Raw genomic sequence first — 17,355 nt, 5'->3', positions numbered from 1 at the left:
CGTTCAGGCTCTGGCTGCGACCCGGACCACATCTACTCAGACACCATCTCCGGCACCAACTGGCAACGGCCTGGTCTTGATGACGCGCTGGCGTACATGCGCCCCGACGACACGCTCGTTGTCACGCGCTTGGACAGGCTCGGCCGCAGCCTCGCGGACACCGTGAACACCATCGCTGACCTCGCCGAGCGTGACATCAACGTCAAGGTGTTGGAGCCAGCGCTGGACACGTCGAAGCCCACCGACAAGGTGGTTATCAACGTCATGGCAAGTCTTGCCGAGTGGGAGCGTGACCTGCTTGTCCAGCGCACCCGTGAGGGCGTGGCGCACGCCCGCGCACAGGGCAGGGTCGCCGGCCCCAAGCCGAAGCTCAGCGCTGAGCAGGCGCAGATGGCCAAGGAGCTTATCGACGGCGGCAAGTCCGTCAGCGCTGTAGCGCGCACCTTTAACGTCTCGCGGCCGACGATCTATCGCGCTCTCAAGCGCATCGAAGCCGACGCTTAAGCACAGGCTGCGTCGCTAGCGCTCGCACCCGGCGAGAAGGCATCAGGCTGCGCTAGCGACGCTCGGCACACATGAGTGCTGCACTGCTGGGATACGCCTGCGACCGGCAGAGCCGGGCCGAATACGGGATTGACCACATACACCCCGTATTCGTGCAAAGGAGCACTGCCATGTCCACCCATTCTCACACGCTTGCATCCCACGGCGAGATCCTCGCGAACCTCCCCGGCATCCTCGGGTTCTACCCGAACAACTCGCTGATCCTCGCGTTCTTCGTCGACGACGAGGGCGTCGACACCGTCCGCCTCGGCCCGGTCGCACGGTTCGACCTGGACGAAGCAGTGGAGAAGCTCACCGAGAGCCGCGAGCGGTTCGCAGCGTGGGTCGACCACCTGGAACTCGACGCTGTTATCGCGTACATGATCAGCGATGACATTGCACAGCCGGTCTTCGACGAGACGGCCACGTACCTCACCAGCGGGGCAGTGCACCTACCGCCGCTGCTCGGGGTGGTGCAAGTGCCCGAGATCGTCACCGGGGCTGCCTGGTGGTCTGTGTACCAGCATCCGCTCATCGACGAGCCGCGCCACGGCGTTGTCGGCGAGGTCGCCGCATCGGCGGCGCTGCGCCAGATGCTAGAGCACACCGGCGAGCTCCCGGAGCCGAGCAAAGACGACATCGAAGCACGGTTGAACAGCACCGATCACGGCATCGACGCTGCCGAGCACGCCGACATCATCGAAGACGCGCTGGCGTATATCCCGCCCATGTTCTCCGACGTGCTGCAGCGTGAATACGAGCAGGCGGCGGCAGGAATAACCCAGCCGAGCACGCGCGCTGTTCGATCGGCGCTGAAATGCTTCACTACAAAGCGCTTGCGAGACGCGCTGCTCGCGGCGCTGCTCGATGACCCGCAGGCGGGCCTACGGTTCGCGGAGCAGGTTATGCGTGCTGTCCCGACCAGCTGGCCAGGGATGCGCGCGCAGCTCACCGCAACTGTTGCCGTGCTTGCGCACGCCACAGGCCAGCCGGGGCTAGCTGGCGTGGCTGCGCAGCGAGCCACCGAGATCGGGCCAGACGAGAACTTCCCGTCGTTGGTCGCGAAGCTGACAGACATCGGCCAAGGCGAGCGGATGGTTGAACTCGTCCGCGAGGGCGCCGAGAAGACCCGCACGATCTTGTTCACCGAGTAGCACCACACACCCCGTTGCAGCGATGCAACGGGGTTTCTTTTTCTCGCGGGGCCGTGGCCTGCGAAGACAAACACTTCAACGAGGCAGGGGAGCGACCCCTAGACAGCAGAGCTGTCTCCAACACACGGATTGACCATCAATCCGAACAAGGAGGCACGTGATACGCGACTTCATCCACACCGACCTGGAACTGCTCTACCAGCTCGCCGACGGTATCGACGGCGAGGACGCCGATCCGGGCGCAGCACAAGAACTGCGCGACCTAGAGGCGGCAGGCACACCGCTGCCCTGGGCAGTGCTGTAACGACAGCGCAACCCCCCGCAGCAGCAAAGCAGCTGCTTCAACACCCAAATTGCACGGCAAATCACACCCACTCACGTAAGGAGAACCATCGTGTCCAACCCCTTCAACAACGGCACCATCGTCGGCAACGCAGCTCGCGCACCGAAGCTGTTCGAGCACGCAAACGGTAGCGCGACGGTGAAGCTCAGCGTCTACGCGCGCAACACCTTCAAGAACAAGACCACCGGCAAGGTGGAAAGCGAGATCGTGGAGCTGACCGGCTACGTCCAGGACGCGAAGAACCCCGGCGTGTTCGGCTGCATCGGCTCCGGCGATCGCGTCGCGGTGAGCTACTCGCTGAAAACCGACGTCTACACCGACAAGGACGGTGTGAAGCACTACCCGCTGGTCGCACGCATCGACACCGTGCAGCTGATCGATTCCAAGAAGGAGTCCGCTGCTCGCGCTGCCCGTCGAGGGGGCGAAGCAGCGACTGCTGCCCTGGCTGGCGCTGAGGGCGAAGAAGTACCGTTCTAACAACGAAACCCCGCAGGGAAACCTGCGGGGTTATTTTTTCAACCATTTCACGGCCTTACCCAACCGAACGCAAACATTCATGCTTAGATTGACGGGGGTTTTTTCGGTACCGGTAGGGCGGTATCGGGTACCGGGGTGGTGGTGGTTGCCGGTACCCGTTTTTTTACCCCCCGGTTACGGCTTTCGGGGTTGACGTAGCCGTGTGGGGGTCGTAGGGGCCATCCTTTCTTGTTTGATGTCGTCGCGGGTTCGCATGTCTTCTCCTGTCAGGGTGAGTTTCGAGCCGTGGTTGGCGAGTCGGCCGGGATAGGCATCGAAGCGCTCGAGTGCGGCGGTTGAGCCAAGGAGTTTCGCTTCACGCAACCTTGTCTGTATGACCTTGTTGTCGCGGGCTATGCAGTTCGTTTTTGCCGGGTTTCGCCGCGGCCGGGGAGCATCATACGCAGGCCGTTGAGGATGATCAGCGCGGCGCTGCCTTCATTCAGCAGCAGTCCCGTGGTGAGGGTCATCCAGCCGGCGAGGGCCGCGATGATCAGAATGGCCACGACGGCCAGGCTGAGCGCGATGTTGATCTTGATGTTGTTCCGGGCCCGTCGGGAGAGGCGGATGGCTGCGGGGAGCCGGTCCAGTTCGTCGGCCATGAGTGCGACGTCAGCGGTTTCGAGTGCGACGTCGGTTCCGGCGGCGCCCATGGCGATGGCCAGGTCCGCGTTGGCCAGTGCGGGGGCGTCGTTGACTCCGTCGCCGACCATGGCGATAACCCCGTACCGTTCGCGCAATTCACGTACGGCGGCTGATTTGTCCTCGGGCAGCAGTTCGGCGCGGTAGTCGTCCAGACCCAGGGCATGGGCGGTGGTTTTAGCGACGGTGGCGTTGTCTCCGGTGAGCATCAGCACCCGTTCGATGCCTAGTTCGCGCAGTTCGGCGATAGTGCTGTGGGCGTCGGGGCGCAACTGGTCCGCGACCGCCAGAACGGCCAGTGGCCGGGTGTCCTCGCGCAGTACGACGGCGGTGCAGCCGTTTGCCTCGGCTCCGGCCACGGCCGCTCCGACTTGCGGGTCGGTGCGGTCCGCGTCCGAGGGCCGGCCGATGTGCATGGCTCGGCCGTCGACGACGGCCTCCATGCCGGCCCCGGGGAGGGCGCGGGCGTCCCTGGCGGTGGGGATGTCGAGGCCCCGGTCCCTGGCCCCGGCGGTGATGGCGTCGGCGATGGGGTGTTCGCTGCCGGCCTCGACGGCGGCGGCCAGTGCGAGGGCTTCCTGTTCGGTGGTGCCGCCGAACGCGGTGACCTGGGCCAGGGCAGGCCGGCCGCGGGTGAGTGTGCCGGTCTTGTCGAAGGCGACGGCCTTGATGTCGGCCAGGCGTTCGAGGTAGATGCCGCCCTTGATCAGGATGCCGTCCCGTGCTCCGCGGGCGATGGCGGTGACGACGCTGACCGGCACGGAGATGACCAGCGCGCAGGAGCAGGAGACAACAAGGATTACAAGGGCTCGATAGATGGCCTCACGCCATTCGAAGCCGAACAACGGCAGAACCAGGGCCACCAGGACCGAAAGGGCGAACATGGCGGGGGTGTAGACGGCGCTGAACCGGTCGGCGAAGCGCTCGGTGCGGCTGCGGTTAGCCTGGGCCTCCTCTACCTGTTCGATCACCCGGGCGAGGATGGTGTCGTAGTGCTCCTTGGTCACCTGGACGCGCAGCACGCCGTTGCCGTTCAGGCTTCCGCCGAAGACCTCGGTCCCGGCGGAAGCCTCCACCGGCTCGGATTCGCCGGTGACCGGGCTGGCATCGACCCACGAAGCACCCTCGGTGACGGTGCCGTCGGTGGGCAGACGCTCACCGGGGCGGACGAGGACGACATCACCGGGGTGCAGCGCCTCCACGGACACGGTTTCGGTGAAGCCCCCGGCTGTGAGCCGGTTCGCGTTCGGGGGTGCCAGCTCCAACAGCGCGCTGATGGAGCCGCGTGCCTTGTCGGTGGCGTAGGCTTCCATGGCCTCGCCCAGGCTAAAGATGACCACGAGCATCGCGGCTTCTTCGATCACCCCCAGCGCGATCGCACCGATGGCGGCCATGATCAGCAGCACGGTGATGGTCAGCTGCCTGTTGCGCACGGCGCGGATGGCGCTGCGCAGCGGGTAGGCGCCGCCGATGACGATCGTGGCCCAGTATAAGGTCAGGGCCACCGGCTCGGAGTGGATGGTCCACTCCACGGCCAGCCCCGCGGCCAGCAGCACCGCGGCTACCGCCAGGGCCACCATCTCGCTGCTCTGCCACCACTGGCGCCGGGACTGAGCGGTGAGCTGTGTTGAGGTGTCAAATTCGGCATTCATTCGGTGATTTCTTCTCTCTGTGAAACGTGAGGACATGACTCGTGAGGGTCAGCCCTCACCAGGTGATCAGGCGCGGACGGGGCGTGCCGGGCCAGCCGGCGCCAGGGACAGGCCGGCCTTCTGTGCCGCTTCAACGATGGCGCTGTCGGCCACGGTGCCGTCGTGCGTGACCAGCACGACGCCGGAGGCCAGGGCGTCGACCTTCTGCACGCCGGGCAGGGCCTCGACGGGGGCAAGGTCTCTGGAGCAGCTTACGCATCCGCCCCCGAGCGCGCGGTACTTGGAACGGACCAGCTGGATGGGTGTGTTCACGGGTGTCTCCTTCACAATGTGCAGTACTTCGACAGACTTCGAAGTCCGGCTTCCACGATACTCACACTTCGATAGTTGTCAAACTATCGAAGTATGCTAGAATGGAGGCATGTCGATCCCATCCTTGGACCCTCCTGCGCCAAGTGCGCTGGGTTACTGTACGCCGTTGTCCGGTGAGCCAATCACGGCGGCCCAGGCCGAGGCCGTCTCCCGGATGCTCAAGGCCCTGGCGGATCCGGTCCGGCTGCGGCTGATGTCCATGGTGCTCTCGCACGAGGGCGGCGAGGCATGCGCAATGTGTGACCTGACCGAGGGCTTCGACCTGGCAGTTTCGACACTCAGCCACCACCTGAAAATCCTGCACGACGCCGGGCTCGTTGACCGTGACAAGCGAGGGGTGTGGGTCTACTACAAGGCCCGCCCCGAGGCCATGGATGCTCTGCGCACCCTCTTCGGTTCCGACCTTTCCACGCCGCCGGCAGAAGCTGGTTGAGCACGCAACCGCGCGGCACCGGGTATGGGCTTGCGATGCGCGAATCAGCTCAGAAGAAAGCCGTTTGCCGCATGCTCCTAAAACGATCCTTAGCGCTACTTTTCCGCGGAATGGTCCTCGACCCCCGCCTCGCGCGCACCGCCTGAGCAGCCTCCTACATCCGGTTGAGGATGGTCCTGCGGGACTGGGCGATCGGCCATAAAGAGCCGCAGCCATCGTTCTCTGGAGCACCGTCTACCTCGACCGCACGGTCGCCACCCTGACCAGCGACGGCGGTGACATCGACCCGGACGTCCTGCGGTTCCTCTCATCGCTGGGATGGGAACACATCAACCTCACCGGCGACTTAGATAAGTACGTCATTGCTTCTCACTATCTTCTCTGAAAGGAAGATGTATCGTGCCTGATGCCCGTGAACTGACTCGGATGCTCAAAGATTTCCGAGAATACATCCCAGCCGTAGTTGGAGCCATCGTCGTCATTGCAACCGTGATCGGTCTTCTCGTCCCAAACCTTGAAGGTGGATCCAGAAGCGCCGACGATGCCAATAACAGCGGTGCGACTAACTCGGGCACGACTAACTCGGGCACGACTAACTCGGGCACGACTAACTCGCAGGGTGATTACTCGGATCCGTCTGCTGATTGGTATTGGTACCTAACCGATGATCCTGTTAATGCCCTCCATGAGGGGATTCGGTCGGGGGTAGATTTGTACGTAGACGGGAAGTGGCATGAAAGGTCAATCCTCGCCACTGATCGGGGTTCGGCTCGAGCGTCTTTCAGGCATTATCGAGTACCAGACATCGCGAAAACGCTGCGCCTCAAGGCGACTTGGGTTGACGACATCCCGAACACAGGCGCACCTGGCCAGGTCACGATCCAGCATGAAGGGCAAACCATAGGCGAGTTCACTGTCCCGGTTGGGGAGATCGTCGAACACACTTTCGATATCCAAGGCGGAGGTATTATTAGCGTTTTCATCGCTGCTTACGACCCTTCGACTGAAGAACGAGTGCCTTCAGACGGTCTTGCACTCCTCACCCCGGTGGTTACGAACTACTGACATCAACAACGCACCGGATCAGGCCGTGAAAGAAAGCGCTGGGAGCAACACCCAGCGCTTTCTTTATGCGTGGGTCAAATCAGAGTCACAGTACGGACGCCGTGGGGGAGTAGCGACGGTACAGCTCCAAGTGCGCTGACACTTCACAGCGCATTTCACGCGCCACTTTGCTGCACATCATCCGTGCTGTTTCGTTGTGCGGTGCAGTGGCGCGTTTACTGGCTCTTCTGCTGCGCAATTCATTGCACTGCGTAGTGTCTGTGGCTGTTTATTAACACGCAGGTTGCACTGTGTATTGGGTAGCCATTCCATCGGCACGTTTACTGCGCGATGAAATGCCCCGACACTTCAATGACACGTGAATTGGGCAATAAAGTGGCTCGCCAGTCTATTGACACCTTTACTGCGCAACAGAATGACGCTGTCATTTTGCCGGCCTTTCTGCGGGCGTCTCTTCTGCGCAACACACGCGCTATTGTCCCGGCCGACGTACTGCGCACTATGTCCGCCACTTAACAGACCAATCCGCTGCGCAGCATAGTGACACTCCGCTCAGCGTGGCCCAGATTTCTTCGATTTTCGCTGAATCTCAGCGGTTTTCCCGCCGCCAATGACCGACGACGCCGACGGCACCCTATACGGCCCGCAGAAGGCCGTACAAGGCAGGGGAGAGCAGCGCTACAACCCCATACCGCCATCACGGTCACGCTGTTGTTGCTGCTGGCGGCGCTTCTCGATGCGCTCGCGTACGCGCTGCTTCGCCTCGCCCTGTTTCGTCTTGGTCTGCAGCTCGGTGAACAGCGTGTAGCGCTCAAGCAGCTCCGGGTCGCGTTGCAGTTCTTGCACCAGGAACTTCTTGTCCAGATGCTCCAACTGCTGTCCTGACTTCACCGCTTCTTCGATGATGATGGCGGCTTCATCTTCGGCATCCGCGTGCGCGTTGCGGCGGATCTGATCAGCGTCCTCGCGGGCATCCTCACGCATCGATGTAGCGTCGCGCGTGGCCTCGTCGCGGATGCTTGTGGCCTCGTTTTGTGCTTCACTGCGGATCGTCTCGGAGTCGCGCTCAGCCTGCTTATGGGCCTCGTCGGCCTTGCGAGTTATCGACTCCGCTTCGCTGCGGGCCGTGGCTGTAATCGCGCTCGCCTTGGCCCGTGCAGTCTCTTCGGCTCGTTCGAGCAGCTCGTCTGCTTGCGCTTCGGCAACGCCCATGGTCTGCTCAGCTTTCTCGCGTGATTCACGAAGTACGCGCTCAGCAACAGCGCGGGTCTGTTCTTCGGCGTGCTGCAGCACACTTTGCGCTTTCTCGTTGGCTTCTTGGGCCTGCTTGAGTTCTTTTGCTGCCTGCTCGCGATCACGCTCGATCGCGTCCATGTCGCGCTGCACGGAGCGCTTCTTGACTTCGACATCATCCTCGCGCTTGGCGAGGTCGCGCTCCCGGTCCTGCTGCTCGGTGTAGCGGTCGAGGTTCAGCGACTCGTCGTGTCGTTCAGAGACTTCCAGCTCGACCGGATAACCCAACGAGTGCATGTGTTCACGAAGCCCTCGCTGTGCATCGATGAACTTCTGTTGGCCCGATATCTGCTTGCCCTTCTTCGGGCCGGATGTGTACCGCACCGTGGGGTCTGTGTTGTACGCGATGCCAGGGCGGCAACGCAGCGTACCGGGCTTGTCCGGATGAGGGGAGAGGGTGTCCGCCTGAAACTGGATGTGTGGCGTCGATTCGTCGAAGTTCATGTCCCCGCCGGCGACTGCGTCGATACCGCCGGGAATGAAGTTCTCGGCGAGCCAACGCATTGACTCTTCGGGGTACTTCTTTGCTTCTTCGTAGTCGCGGGCGACATAGCGCGGACGTTTCACTTCGCGCCCGTCCACCTCACTGGTGTAGTAGTCGGGGATCTCCTTGCACATCGACTTCGGCAGATACACGACGAACAGCGACGTCTCGAAACTGTTCTTCTGCACGCGCACTCCGTCCATCCGAGGCGTGTGAAGCCGCCACAGGGCCGTACAGACGTGGCCTCAGGGGCGAACCAATCGAGTCGCGGCGCTATGTATCTGCATCAGCAGCTGCCGCTGGATCTGCTGCAGCCTACGGCTGCGAAACACACGTCGCTGGCGGTACTCGTTACATGCGCTTGCGCGCATATGGCCGCCGCGAGCGTGATGCGTCTGCACCGATACTGTGCTTATGGCACGGGCCGATATGAAGTGTATTACTCAGGCCCGTGTCTCAACCCCCGCAGCAGCATCAACACCGCCTTGCGGCGGATGGCTCGCTGCGGGATTTGGAACACCCTGCAACAACCGCCTGACGGCGGTGCCAGAGTGCAGGGTGGAGCTGCGCGCACCACGTAGGCGATGTCGGTCTTGCCGTTCGGTTAGACACCTTGCGCTCGCAGGCTCGCTGCAGGTGTCTCGATGACGCGGGAAGACGCCGCAAGCGGCGTTTCCACCCGTCATCGGCCCTTACTTTAAGACCGACATACAACGTCTGACGCCGTATGTGGTGCGCACAGCGTGGCGACCTGCAGGTTTTGCATAGGCACCATGTGCGCTTCGCGCATCAACGGGCCGTTTCGGGTAAGGGTCGAAGACCACGTTACAACCCGAAACACGCAGGTCGCAGCCCCCTTCTGTGTCAAAACCCCTATGAGTTTGTCGTTATAGGGGTAGAAGGGGGAAAAGGGCATAAGGGGGTGCGACGCCTCCGCTGCGCTCCGGCGCTCGGCATAGCCGAGGCACTGCACCGGGTATTACTACTCGCTGGCGCTCGCATAACCCGGTGCCCGGCGCTGGCGCGCCGCCCCTTATAGCCCCAGACTCAGACCTCGCTCGCTCGGTCTGGCTGGGTCTACCTTTCCCTCCGCTGCGCTCCGGTCAAGGTGCCCAATAGTGCAGCTGGCGCTGCACCTTGTGTGATGACCCATGCTCTGCATCACGACACTGCCGGCAATCCGATATATCCCGTTGATATACATTCGGATATGCCAGCATCGATGTGTCGTGTTTGGGTCATCACGAAACGCTCCATCACGGCAAGCCTGCCGAGATGGATATTGGCGTATCTCACGACGCGTCCATTATGCGGCATGCGCCGCATACCATCTGCCGTCGCGGTTGCATCTTCAGCAGCACAGCTGCTGAAATCTGCTCTGTCCACGCTGCTGTCTTTGCTGCACCCACGGCCCCGTCTTCGGCATATTTCAAGTCCACACAAGACTATGCCGGCCAGAACCGCGCATAACAGCAGCGCGACATACCGCCAGCCATGTGGCGGATGATCCAGGCGACGGGGCAGACGTGTATATGCCCCGTCGCCGATACCGGCGCAAGCATCGTGACAGTGTCACGTGTAGCGGTGCCGCAGCCACCCGCACACACGCGAAAACCCCGCCCTTGCGAGCGGGGTGTGTGGCGACATCAAACGTGACGGCTGTACGTCGTCACGCCGCGTGGCCGTACACACATGAGGTGATTGCGTGTACGGCTAAAGGGTTAGTCGGGTACAACTTCTAGATGCCGCTTCGGCTTACTGCCCTCGGTGCTCTCAGGCGTGTCGCCGTCACCGTTCTCAGGTGTATCGCTGTCCCCTTCGGTGCTGGCGGACTTGTCACCGTCCCCTTCGGTGCTGGCGGACTTGTCACCGTCGAGATTCACCTCGAACTCTTCGGCATACTTGCGCAACTGCGCAAGGCGCTCCTTTGTCGCTTTGTGTGCACGGCGCGCCTCGTTCACGGTATCTTTTGCTTGCTGCTCATCGCGCAGCGCTGCTGCGTAATCGTCTCTGAAAGACATGGTTTGTTCTCCTTGGTTGAATGAACTGTTTATTTGGACTCGGGGCACGACGGTGGAGCGCGCGTGTGTAGTAGCACGGCCATCACCCATCAGCCCTCGCACTCAGTTCAAGACCCAGCCTGACTAGCTGAGCTAAGCGGCGGGATCTCGTCGTAGGCGGGTTTGTCCGCATTAGTGCTTCACACCGCCCAGCACCGTGACGAGCTGCTGGCGCTGCTCATCTGTCAGTTGGGGCGCTGCATTCACGACGGCATCGACGAAGCCGTCGAATAGCTGCGGGGCAGGGCGGCGTGCGGCCGCGAGGTAGGCGTCGAGATCGTCTTGGCGAATCCGATAGGCGGTGCCGAAACGGTGGAATGAAAGACGGCCCTCTTTAATAGCTTTTCGCAACGTGGACTCGGAGCCGACGCCGAGATCGGCGAGTTCCTGCAGCGTGTAAAAGCGTGGCGCGACGGCGGTAGTCGTGTCCTTTTCGGACATAGAAAAACGCTCCTGGGCAGATTGATCTGTCCCGGAGCGGGGTGCTTTACCGGCTTGCTATTCAGGCGGCTTGGAGTGCCGTGCTCAACTCGCTAGAACGGTGGTCTGCCGTCCCATCGCTTTACGGGAGCGCTTACTCCCTACCTGACCGCTTTTGTGGTTGGCAATGCCGTTGCCGACCGGTCTATCTCGTCGGAGGAACCGCGCCTATCACGGTCGAGAGGCTGTCTCTTTATGAATTATCCTCGGGGTTATCCCCCGTATGCGGCTGGCTAAACCAAAAACGAATTAAAACGCCACATACGGTCTGGGGGCCATCGTACGGAACTTATGCGTCGCGCACAATAGCCTGCGACCTAATCTTTACGAATCGAACCGAGCACGTTTCTACACGCCACGTGGCACGGCTGGGGTGTTGTGGTGGGGCAGCTGTTGTGTGGCGGCATGGTGACACGCAAGGGGCGCGCCTTTTTGTGACCTGTGACACGTCTATAGTGTGCTCGTTTCGTAGTTTTGACCTCGTTTCGTAATTTGCCGATCAAAATACGAAAAAACTACGAAACGCTCTACCTGCGGTTTCGTAGAACTACGAAAATCGGAAAACCAAATTACGAAACACGCGATAACGCTGTGACCTGCACAGACACGTCACATTTCGGGGATGTTTCGTAATTTTGCGGCATTTCGACCCAAACCTTTTAAGGGAGAGACACAGACACACATTACGGGCACATGTCTACGACATAGACCGTCCTCATTGAGGGCACGCTGCAGGGGTTGTAGCTATGTGACACGGCCGGGATGCTGCGTCACGGTGACACGCAAGGGGCGCGCCTTTTTATGACCTGTGACACGTCTGTAGCGCGCTCGTTTCGTAGTTTTGACCTCGTTTCGTAATTTGCCGATCAAAATACGAAAAAATTACGAAACGCTCTACCTGCGGTTTCGTGATTTCCGCAAACGAAAAGAACAAAACTACGAAACACGCGATAACGCTGTGACCTGCATAGACACGTCACATTTCGGGGATGTTTCGTAATTTTGCGGTATTTCGACCCAAACCTTTTAAGAGAGAGAGACACAGACACGCATTGCAGGCACATGTCTACGACACAGAGCGTCCTCGTTGAGGGCACGCTGCAGGGGTTGCAGCTATGTGACACGGGACACAATCGCAATCAAGGTGTCTCTTCTTATTTAGATTTTCTTCAAAAAGTGGAAAAATTACGAAACGAAAACCATTTACGCTGCTCAACGTATGTTTTTGTGTTTCGTAGTTTTGTTCTTTTCGTTTACGAGATTACGAAATGACCCGCAAATACCTACCGTGACCTGCGGTGATGTGTTTCGTATTTTTCTGCGTAATTTCACGTCGCCCGAAGCAGACACCCTGCCGTGTGCTTGCTGCAGGGCTGCGGCCGTCCCTCCATGTGGAGCGTCAGTGTCGATGCTGTAACTTAAACGTACATACATTTGTGGCGCTCTCGTTACGTGTCTGTGCATTGCCGAGCTCTTTACTGTTGTGTGTGGGCGCGCAGCCGTAGTGTCCGTGCCACTCCGAGTAGGGCGCGTCGTACCCCAAACCCATGTTCAATTAAATTCCAATCCAGAGAGGTCTTGCACTGTTGCGGTGCGGTTGTCTTCTTTCTCACCGTATTGGACCCTGCGAAATTAATTGGATACGATAGGCCCATGTTGATTTCAGGTTCCGTTTTCATGCGGCCGCTCACCAGCCGCTAAGGCGGTTTTCTCCCTCCCGCAGGTTAGAAACCGCTCCGGTCCTTTAGCCGGGCGGCCATTTGCCATGCCCGGCTCCGTTTCAACTCCACGGAGCACACCTGATGTCTACATACGGATACGGCCGTCACGAACATGGCCAAAATTTTCTCACAGACCACAAGATCATCAACTCCATCGTCGATCTTGTAAAACAAACCTCCGGCCCCATCATTGAGATCGGGCCAGGAAGCGGTGCCCTCACTCACCCGATATCCCACTTGGGGAGGGCAATAACGGCAGTTGAGGTAGACGCAAAACTAGCTGCCAAACTCACAAAAAAGACCGCCTCGGCGTCGGTCGAAGTGGTCCATGATGATTTCCTCAACTTCCCGTTACCCGCCACTCCCTGCGTCATTGTGGGAAACATTCCCTTTCACCTCACCACTGCCATTCTTCGAAAGTTGTTGCATGCGCCGGCATGGACTGCCGCTGTACTCCTCATGCAGTGGGAAGTCGCTCGCCGCCGGGCCGGGGTAGGTGCAAGCACGATGATGACAGCTCAGTGGTCCCCATGGTTCACGTTTCACCTTGGTTCCCGAGTACCAAGGTCTGCTTTCCGGCCACAGCCAAACGTTGACGGGGGGATCTTAGTGATCCGCCGGGTGGGTGACCCGAAGATCCCGATAGAGCAACGCAAAGCCTTTCAGGCGATGGTGCACACCGTTTTCACCGCCCGGGGACGCGGGATAGGGGAAATTCTCCGAAGGGCAGGGTTGTTTTCATCACGTTCAGAGACACAATCATGGTTGCGCTCGCGAGGAATCGACCCCGCAACCCTACCTCCCAGATTGCACACCAGCGACTGGATCGATCTCTTCCAGGTGACTGGTTCCTCTTCACCGCGCCATCGGCCCATTTCACAATCGGGAAGTAGTCAACGCCCTCCTCAACGGAAAAATCGAGGCCGGCGGCGGTAATCCCCCCACCACCAAAACCGAAATCCACCAGTAGTAGTGAACGACCCATGTTCGTCTACCGTGAGCCGCGTTATGGCAGTGACGTGTTCTCGTCGGGCACAGTCATAGTTCCCGGCGTTGCCAGCGACAGGGTTCTACACCCAGCAGCGGGACCGATCAAAATCACCCGCACGGGGAACGACCCTGCTGGTGGTTTCGATTTTGATGAAAGCGAGGAGACATAGCCCCTCGCCAACTCCCCGTAGCTGGCGAACATTAGCTCCTGGCGCTGGCGCTCGTTGGTGAGTTTGCGTGCCACATCGAAAGCCTTATCGACTTCCCGGTCCAAGTTGTTGTGGGCCTTGAGCAGAATTGGGTCCATCGATAACGGGTTGTAGTGCTCCGCGAGTGACCGCTGGGGGTGCCGCTCGCGTGCCCGCAGCACCAACTGTCCAGCGTCGATGATTCGCTGCTGCGCCTTCTCATCTAGTTCACACAGAGCTGGTCCGCAGTTGTAGCTCCCGATGTACTCCGAAAAACGGAAAAAATAAATAGTGGGGATACATCAACCTTCCACTTTCCATTCTTCCGGCTCAGAGTATTGAGGGGTCTGGGACCGGGTCCGTAAACCCTTTATGTTTTTCGCGCACAGCGGTTTTTAGCGACGCACCCTATAGGTTTTCCGCAGAACCTATATGTGTTTCTGTGCACCCCCATATGTTGTCTGTTTCTAGCGGTATTTCGTTGTACTTTGCGCATCGAATAGTTATTTATCGACGACACTCCGTCGAGTTCAAATTTAACGTGTAGTGCTTAACCTCTGCGATGAACTCTTTGATCCCGGGACGTGATGAGGACTGGGGCTATTGTGCTCCCCCGAACGCTACGGCCCGGGGACACGAGGCTGTGTCGCAGGTGCAAGCGAGAGGACCAGGAGCGAAACACAGACCGCTGAGTCGACGCAGTCACGGTAAAGACGGAGCCGTCTAGGCGGTGCTCGAGGTTGCGCGAGATACGGTGACGCTGGGCGTCGGTAAGCGATGCGCATTCGGCGACATCGATGGAAAGCTGGACTTTGCCGTCCGTCGTGTTGACGCCCTGGCCGCCCGGAGTCGACGATTTCGCGAAACGCTCCGCGAGATCGGCGGCGATGACCGCACCGTCGGGGATCCCCGGGCCGGGCGCTATGGTCAGGTCGTTCATGCCGCCCAGCCTAGGTGCCCACAACCCTTTCTCGTCTCGGCGGAAGCGGAGACCGCGTCGCGACGGCCGGGATCCAGCCTCAGTATTATCCTCGTCACCGGTTGATTCGAACGCTTTTTGCTCCTCCTTCTCCCGTCGGGCTTCGATTTCAGCGGCCTCCGCAGGTGGCGGTGATCGCTGGATCCGCTCGAACTACCGGTTCCGATCAGCGGTCGAAGGATTTTCGCAGCAGCCGGACCTGCGGCGCCGGTGCCGCCGCCGTAGCCTGACGAGCATCCCCGCCATGACGGCCATCACGACGGCGGTCCCGGCACCGATGATCCAGGGATTACCGAGGAGCCCACCGACGCCTGCGAGTGCTCCGCCCGCCGCGATGAACGGCAGGCCGCAGCAGAGCAGCGACGGAAGCGCGCAGCATGCCAGTAGGAGCAGCCCGGTCACTGCAGCGACGACGGGACCGGCGCGCCATTCGTCGCGGTCCTGATCGGCGCTCATCGTCTGCTTCTGGATGAGATCTCCCCGATTGCCTGTGTTGCCGTTCATGCGCAGCACGACAGCAGCGACGGGTCGGTGGTGAAGGCCTTCGCGGCGATCCGGATGCCCTCGGCCATGGTCAGGTAGGGGGCCCAGGCGTTGGCGACCTCGGCGACGGTCCTGCCGAGCACGTGGACGCCTGCGGCGGCGAGCTCCCCGGCGTCCTTGGCGACGGCGGTCAGGCCGAGGATCTCGTTCGTCTCGGCGTTCACGACGATCTTGATGAACCCGCGGGTGTCGCGGTTCACCAAGGCGCGGGGCACGTGGTGCAGGGGCAGGACGCGGCAGTCGCAGCGGATCCCCGCGGCGAGGACGTCCTTCTTGGTCATCCCGACCGCGCCGATCGCGGGCTCGGTGAACGTCACCCGCGGCAGGCGGGCGTAGTCGACGGACCGGTCGGCGTCGGCGAACGCGTTCTCGGCGACGAGGGTGCCGTGGTGGGCGGCGACGTAGACGAACTCGGGGTGCCCGGTCACGTCGCCCGCGGCCCAGACCCGCGAGTTCGAGGACTGCAGCCGGTCGGAGACGACCACCTCGCCGGAGTCTCCGGTATTCACCCCGACCACATCGAGGTTCAGGCCATCGGTGACGGGACGGCGTCCGAGGGCGACCAGGACCTGGTCGGCGCGGAACTCCTGCGAGCCGCCGGACAAGGCGGCGGTCACGACGGCCTCGCCTCCCGTGCCGCGGGAGACCCGGGTGGGCACTGCGCGGCTGACGACGCGGATACCCTCGTCGGCGAACACCTCCTGGAGCGCCTTCGACACCTCCGGCTCCTCCTTCGACGCGAGCCGGGACCGCACGAGCAGCGTGACCTGCGAGCCGAGGCGGGCGAACAGCTGCGCCTGCTCCAGGGCGACGTAGCCGCCGCCGAGCACCAGCAGCGACTCGGGGACCTCCGTCAGCTCCATCGCCGTGGTCGAGGTCAGGTATCCGGTCTCCTCCAGGCCGTCGATCGGCGGTGCCCACGGGCGAGAACCAGTCGCGACTAGGTAGTGGTGGGCCTCGATGGTCTCGACGCTTCCGTCGGCTCCGGCAACATCGAGAACCGGCGCATCAGGGGTGCCCACGAACGAGGCGTCGCCGCGGAGGACCTGCCAGCCGTAGGAGTCGGCGACGTCGGCGTACTTCTCGCCGCGCAGCGACTCCACTAACGCTTGCTTCCCAGCGATCAGCGCGGGCATGTCGACGGGATCCGCCGTCGTCGCGATCCCGGGGAACCGGGTTGCGGCGTCGACGGCGACGTGCCGCGCGCCGGCCGCGGCAATGAGCGCCTTCGACGGGACGCAGCCCGTGTTCACGCAGGTGCCGCCGAGCGTCCCGCGCTCGATCATCACCACCGATTTCCCGAGCGTGCTGGCGCGGATCGCAGCGGCGAACGCGCCGCCTCCCGATCCGATGATGGCGAGATCGTACTTCGTAGGCATCGCTGCTCCTGTCAACTCTTGGCTTTCTGCTCTGTCTCAGCCATACTGGACCTTCCAGTGCAGGGGAAGGTCAAGCGCGGCCACGGAGGGAGACAGCAATGCGGATCGGAGAACTCGCCGAGAGGGCGGGCACTACCGCGAAGACCCTTCGCTTCTACGAGGAACAGGGCCTTCTGCCCCCGCCCGAGCGCACGCCGTCCGGATACCGCGACTACGCGCCCGAGACGGTCGCTCGGATCGACTTCATCCACCGCGGCCAGGCCGCGGGCCTCACCCTCGCCCAGATCCACCAGATCCTCGACATCCGCGACGGCGGCCATGCGCCCTGCGAGCACGTGCGCGACCTGCTTGACGTGCGCCTCGCTGAGATCGAGCAGCAAATCGCGCAGCTCTCCGTGCTGCGCGACACTATCGCAGACCTCAGACAGGACGCCGCGCACCCGGACCCTGAAACGTGCAGCACCGATCAAGTGTGTAGGTACTTGTAGACGACGGGAGTCAATGACTCAAACGCTACA

The 17,355-nt window shown here is 61.5% G+C and carries 17 protein-coding genes and 1 pseudogene; 9 read left to right on the top strand and 9 right to left on the bottom strand.

The window, feature by feature from the left end; all coding sequences use genetic code 11:
• The first annotated feature begins 30 nt into the window (after positions 1-30).
• The 4 genes from CRD20_RS02355 (at position 31) to CRD20_RS02340 (ending at position 2,517) form a co-directional block, all read left to right on the top strand.
• A complete protein-coding gene (locus CRD20_RS02355; protein WP_080972893.1) occupies positions 31-504 on the top strand; it encodes a recombinase family protein in 474 nt (157 codons plus the stop codon).
• A gap of 170 nt (positions 505-674) precedes the next feature.
• On the top strand, positions 675-1,697 hold the full coding sequence (locus CRD20_RS02350; RefSeq protein ID WP_187404771.1) for a DUF4192 domain-containing protein: 1,023 nt from the start codon (positions 675-677) through the stop codon (positions 1,695-1,697).
• 157 nt (positions 1,698-1,854) lie between these two features.
• A complete protein-coding gene (locus tag CRD20_RS02345; RefSeq protein WP_187404815.1) occupies positions 1,855-2,001 on the top strand; it encodes a hypothetical protein in 147 nt (48 codons plus the stop codon).
• Positions 2,002-2,091: 90 nt separating this feature from the next.
• Positions 2,092-2,517: a single-stranded DNA-binding protein gene (locus CRD20_RS02340; protein ID WP_187404770.1), complete on the top strand. Its 426-nt coding sequence runs from the start codon at positions 2,092-2,094 to the stop codon at positions 2,515-2,517.
• 392 nt (positions 2,518-2,909) lie between these two features.
• On the opposite strand, the gene CRD20_RS02335 is transcribed toward CRD20_RS02340, so the two are convergent.
• A complete protein-coding gene (locus tag CRD20_RS02335; protein ID WP_187404769.1) occupies positions 2,910-4,850 on the bottom strand; it encodes a cation-translocating P-type ATPase in 1,941 nt (646 codons plus the stop codon).
• 66 nt (positions 4,851-4,916) lie between these two features.
• Positions 4,917-5,162 (bottom strand): hypothetical protein, encoded by a 246-nt coding sequence (locus tag CRD20_RS02330; RefSeq protein ID WP_038589537.1) that lies wholly within the window; start codon positions 5,160-5,162, stop codon positions 4,917-4,919.
• Positions 5,163-5,271: 109 nt separating this feature from the next.
• Here CRD20_RS02330 and CRD20_RS02325 point away from each other — a divergent pair, with 109 nt between their 5' ends.
• The 3 genes and pseudogenes from CRD20_RS02325 (at position 5,272) to CRD20_RS02315 (ending at position 6,720) form a co-directional block, all read left to right on the top strand.
• Positions 5,272-5,655 carry a helix-turn-helix transcriptional regulator gene (locus CRD20_RS02325; RefSeq protein ID WP_051904784.1) on the top strand — a complete coding sequence of 128 codons (384 nt, stop codon included), beginning with the start codon at positions 5,272-5,274 and terminating at the stop codon, positions 5,653-5,655.
• 208 nt (positions 5,656-5,863) lie between these two features.
• Positions 5,864-6,001 (top strand): annotated as a pseudogene (locus CRD20_RS11275) (Tn3 family transposase); the annotation flags it as partial.
• 53 nt (positions 6,002-6,054) lie between these two features.
• Positions 6,055-6,720, top strand: coding sequence for a hypothetical protein (locus CRD20_RS02315; RefSeq protein WP_187404768.1), 666 nt, complete (start codon positions 6,055-6,057; stop codon positions 6,718-6,720).
• Between the two features lie 678 nt (positions 6,721-7,398).
• On the opposite strand, the gene CRD20_RS02310 is transcribed toward CRD20_RS02315, so the two are convergent.
• The 3 genes from CRD20_RS02310 to CRD20_RS02300 all read right to left on the bottom strand — a co-directional run bounded on the left by CRD20_RS02310 (position 7,399) and on the right by CRD20_RS02300 (position 10,998).
• Positions 7,399-8,580, bottom strand: a complete 1,182-nt coding sequence (locus CRD20_RS02310) for a hypothetical protein (RefSeq protein WP_370545779.1) — start codon at positions 8,578-8,580, stop codon at positions 7,399-7,401.
• Between the two features lie 1,638 nt (positions 8,581-10,218).
• Positions 10,219-10,518, bottom strand: coding sequence for a hypothetical protein (locus tag CRD20_RS02305; RefSeq protein WP_024058949.1), 300 nt, complete (start codon positions 10,516-10,518; stop codon positions 10,219-10,221).
• Between the two features lie 171 nt (positions 10,519-10,689).
• The gene (locus CRD20_RS02300) at positions 10,690-10,998 is read right to left on the bottom strand and encodes a helix-turn-helix domain-containing protein (protein WP_024058948.1); all 309 of its coding nucleotides are present in this window, start codon (positions 10,996-10,998) and stop codon (positions 10,690-10,692) included.
• Between the two features lie 1,841 nt (positions 10,999-12,839).
• Between CRD20_RS02300 and erm the strand changes: the two genes are divergently transcribed.
• Positions 12,840-13,694: a 23S ribosomal RNA methyltransferase Erm gene (gene erm, locus CRD20_RS02295; RefSeq protein WP_016456425.1), complete on the top strand. Its 855-nt coding sequence runs from the start codon at positions 12,840-12,842 to the stop codon at positions 13,692-13,694.
• A 70-nt stretch (positions 13,695-13,764) separates the two neighbouring features.
• On the opposite strand, the gene CRD20_RS02290 is transcribed toward erm, so the two are convergent.
• The 4 genes from CRD20_RS02290 to merA all read right to left on the bottom strand — a co-directional run bounded on the left by CRD20_RS02290 (position 13,765) and on the right by merA (position 16,837).
• On the bottom strand, positions 13,765-14,118 hold the full coding sequence (locus tag CRD20_RS02290; RefSeq protein WP_311199933.1) for a type IIL restriction-modification enzyme MmeI: 354 nt from the start codon (positions 14,116-14,118) through the stop codon (positions 13,765-13,767).
• A 368-nt stretch (positions 14,119-14,486) separates the two neighbouring features.
• Positions 14,487-14,876 (bottom strand): class I peptide chain release factor, encoded by a 390-nt coding sequence (locus CRD20_RS02285; protein ID WP_015381421.1) that lies wholly within the window; start codon positions 14,874-14,876, stop codon positions 14,487-14,489.
• Positions 14,877-15,068: 192 nt separating this feature from the next.
• Positions 15,069-15,419, bottom strand: a complete 351-nt coding sequence (locus CRD20_RS02280; RefSeq protein ID WP_187404766.1) for a hypothetical protein — start codon at positions 15,417-15,419, stop codon at positions 15,069-15,071.
• Positions 15,416-16,837 (bottom strand): mercury(II) reductase, encoded by a 1,422-nt coding sequence (gene merA, locus CRD20_RS02275; protein WP_187404765.1) that lies wholly within the window; start codon positions 16,835-16,837, stop codon positions 15,416-15,418. Before merA ends, CRD20_RS02280 begins: the two co-directional genes overlap by 4 nt.
• 98 nt (positions 16,838-16,935) lie before the next feature.
• Here merA and CRD20_RS02270 point away from each other — a divergent pair, with 98 nt between their 5' ends.
• On the top strand, positions 16,936-17,325 hold the full coding sequence (locus CRD20_RS02270) for a heavy metal-responsive transcriptional regulator (protein WP_187404764.1): 390 nt from the start codon (positions 16,936-16,938) through the stop codon (positions 17,323-17,325).
• Positions 17,326-17,355 lie beyond the last annotated feature (30 nt).

Origin of the sequence: Corynebacterium sp. LK33 (assembly GCF_014334955.1) — a bacterium.
Classification (GTDB): domain Bacteria; phylum Actinomycetota; class Actinomycetes; order Mycobacteriales; family Mycobacteriaceae; genus Corynebacterium; species Corynebacterium jeikeium_D.
The sequence above is the reverse complement of the archived record's forward strand: the minus strand, read 5'-3'. Positions and strand labels throughout refer to the sequence as shown.

Bases quoted from the DNA above. Each gene is read 5' to 3' on its own strand.
- CRD20_RS02270 (WP_187404764.1), top strand. From the start codon at position 16,936: ATGCGGATCGGAGAACTCGCCGAGAGGGCGGGCACTACCGCGAAGACC.
- CRD20_RS02325 (WP_051904784.1), top strand. From the start codon at position 5,272: ATGTCGATCCCATCCTTGGACCCTCCTGCGCCAAGTGCGCTGGGTTAC.
- CRD20_RS02335 (WP_187404769.1), bottom strand. From the start codon at position 4,850: ATGAATGCCGAATTTGACACCTCAACACAGCTCACCGCTCAGTCCCGG.
- CRD20_RS02300 (WP_024058948.1), bottom strand. From the start codon at position 10,998: ATGTCCGAAAAGGACACGACTACCGCCGTCGCGCCACGCTTTTACACG.
- CRD20_RS02285 (WP_015381421.1), bottom strand. From the start codon at position 14,876: ATGAACGACCTGACCATAGCGCCCGGCCCGGGGATCCCCGACGGTGCG.
- erm (WP_016456425.1), top strand. From the start codon at position 12,840: ATGTCTACATACGGATACGGCCGTCACGAACATGGCCAAAATTTTCTC.
- CRD20_RS02305 (WP_024058949.1), bottom strand. From the start codon at position 10,518: ATGTCTTTCAGAGACGATTACGCAGCAGCGCTGCGCGATGAGCAGCAA.
- merA (WP_187404765.1), bottom strand. From the start codon at position 16,837: ATGCCTACGAAGTACGATCTCGCCATCATCGGATCGGGAGGCGGCGCG.
- CRD20_RS02350 (WP_187404771.1), top strand. From the start codon at position 675: ATGTCCACCCATTCTCACACGCTTGCATCCCACGGCGAGATCCTCGCG.
- CRD20_RS02280 (WP_187404766.1), bottom strand. From the start codon at position 15,419: ATGAACGGCAACACAGGCAATCGGGGAGATCTCATCCAGAAGCAGACG.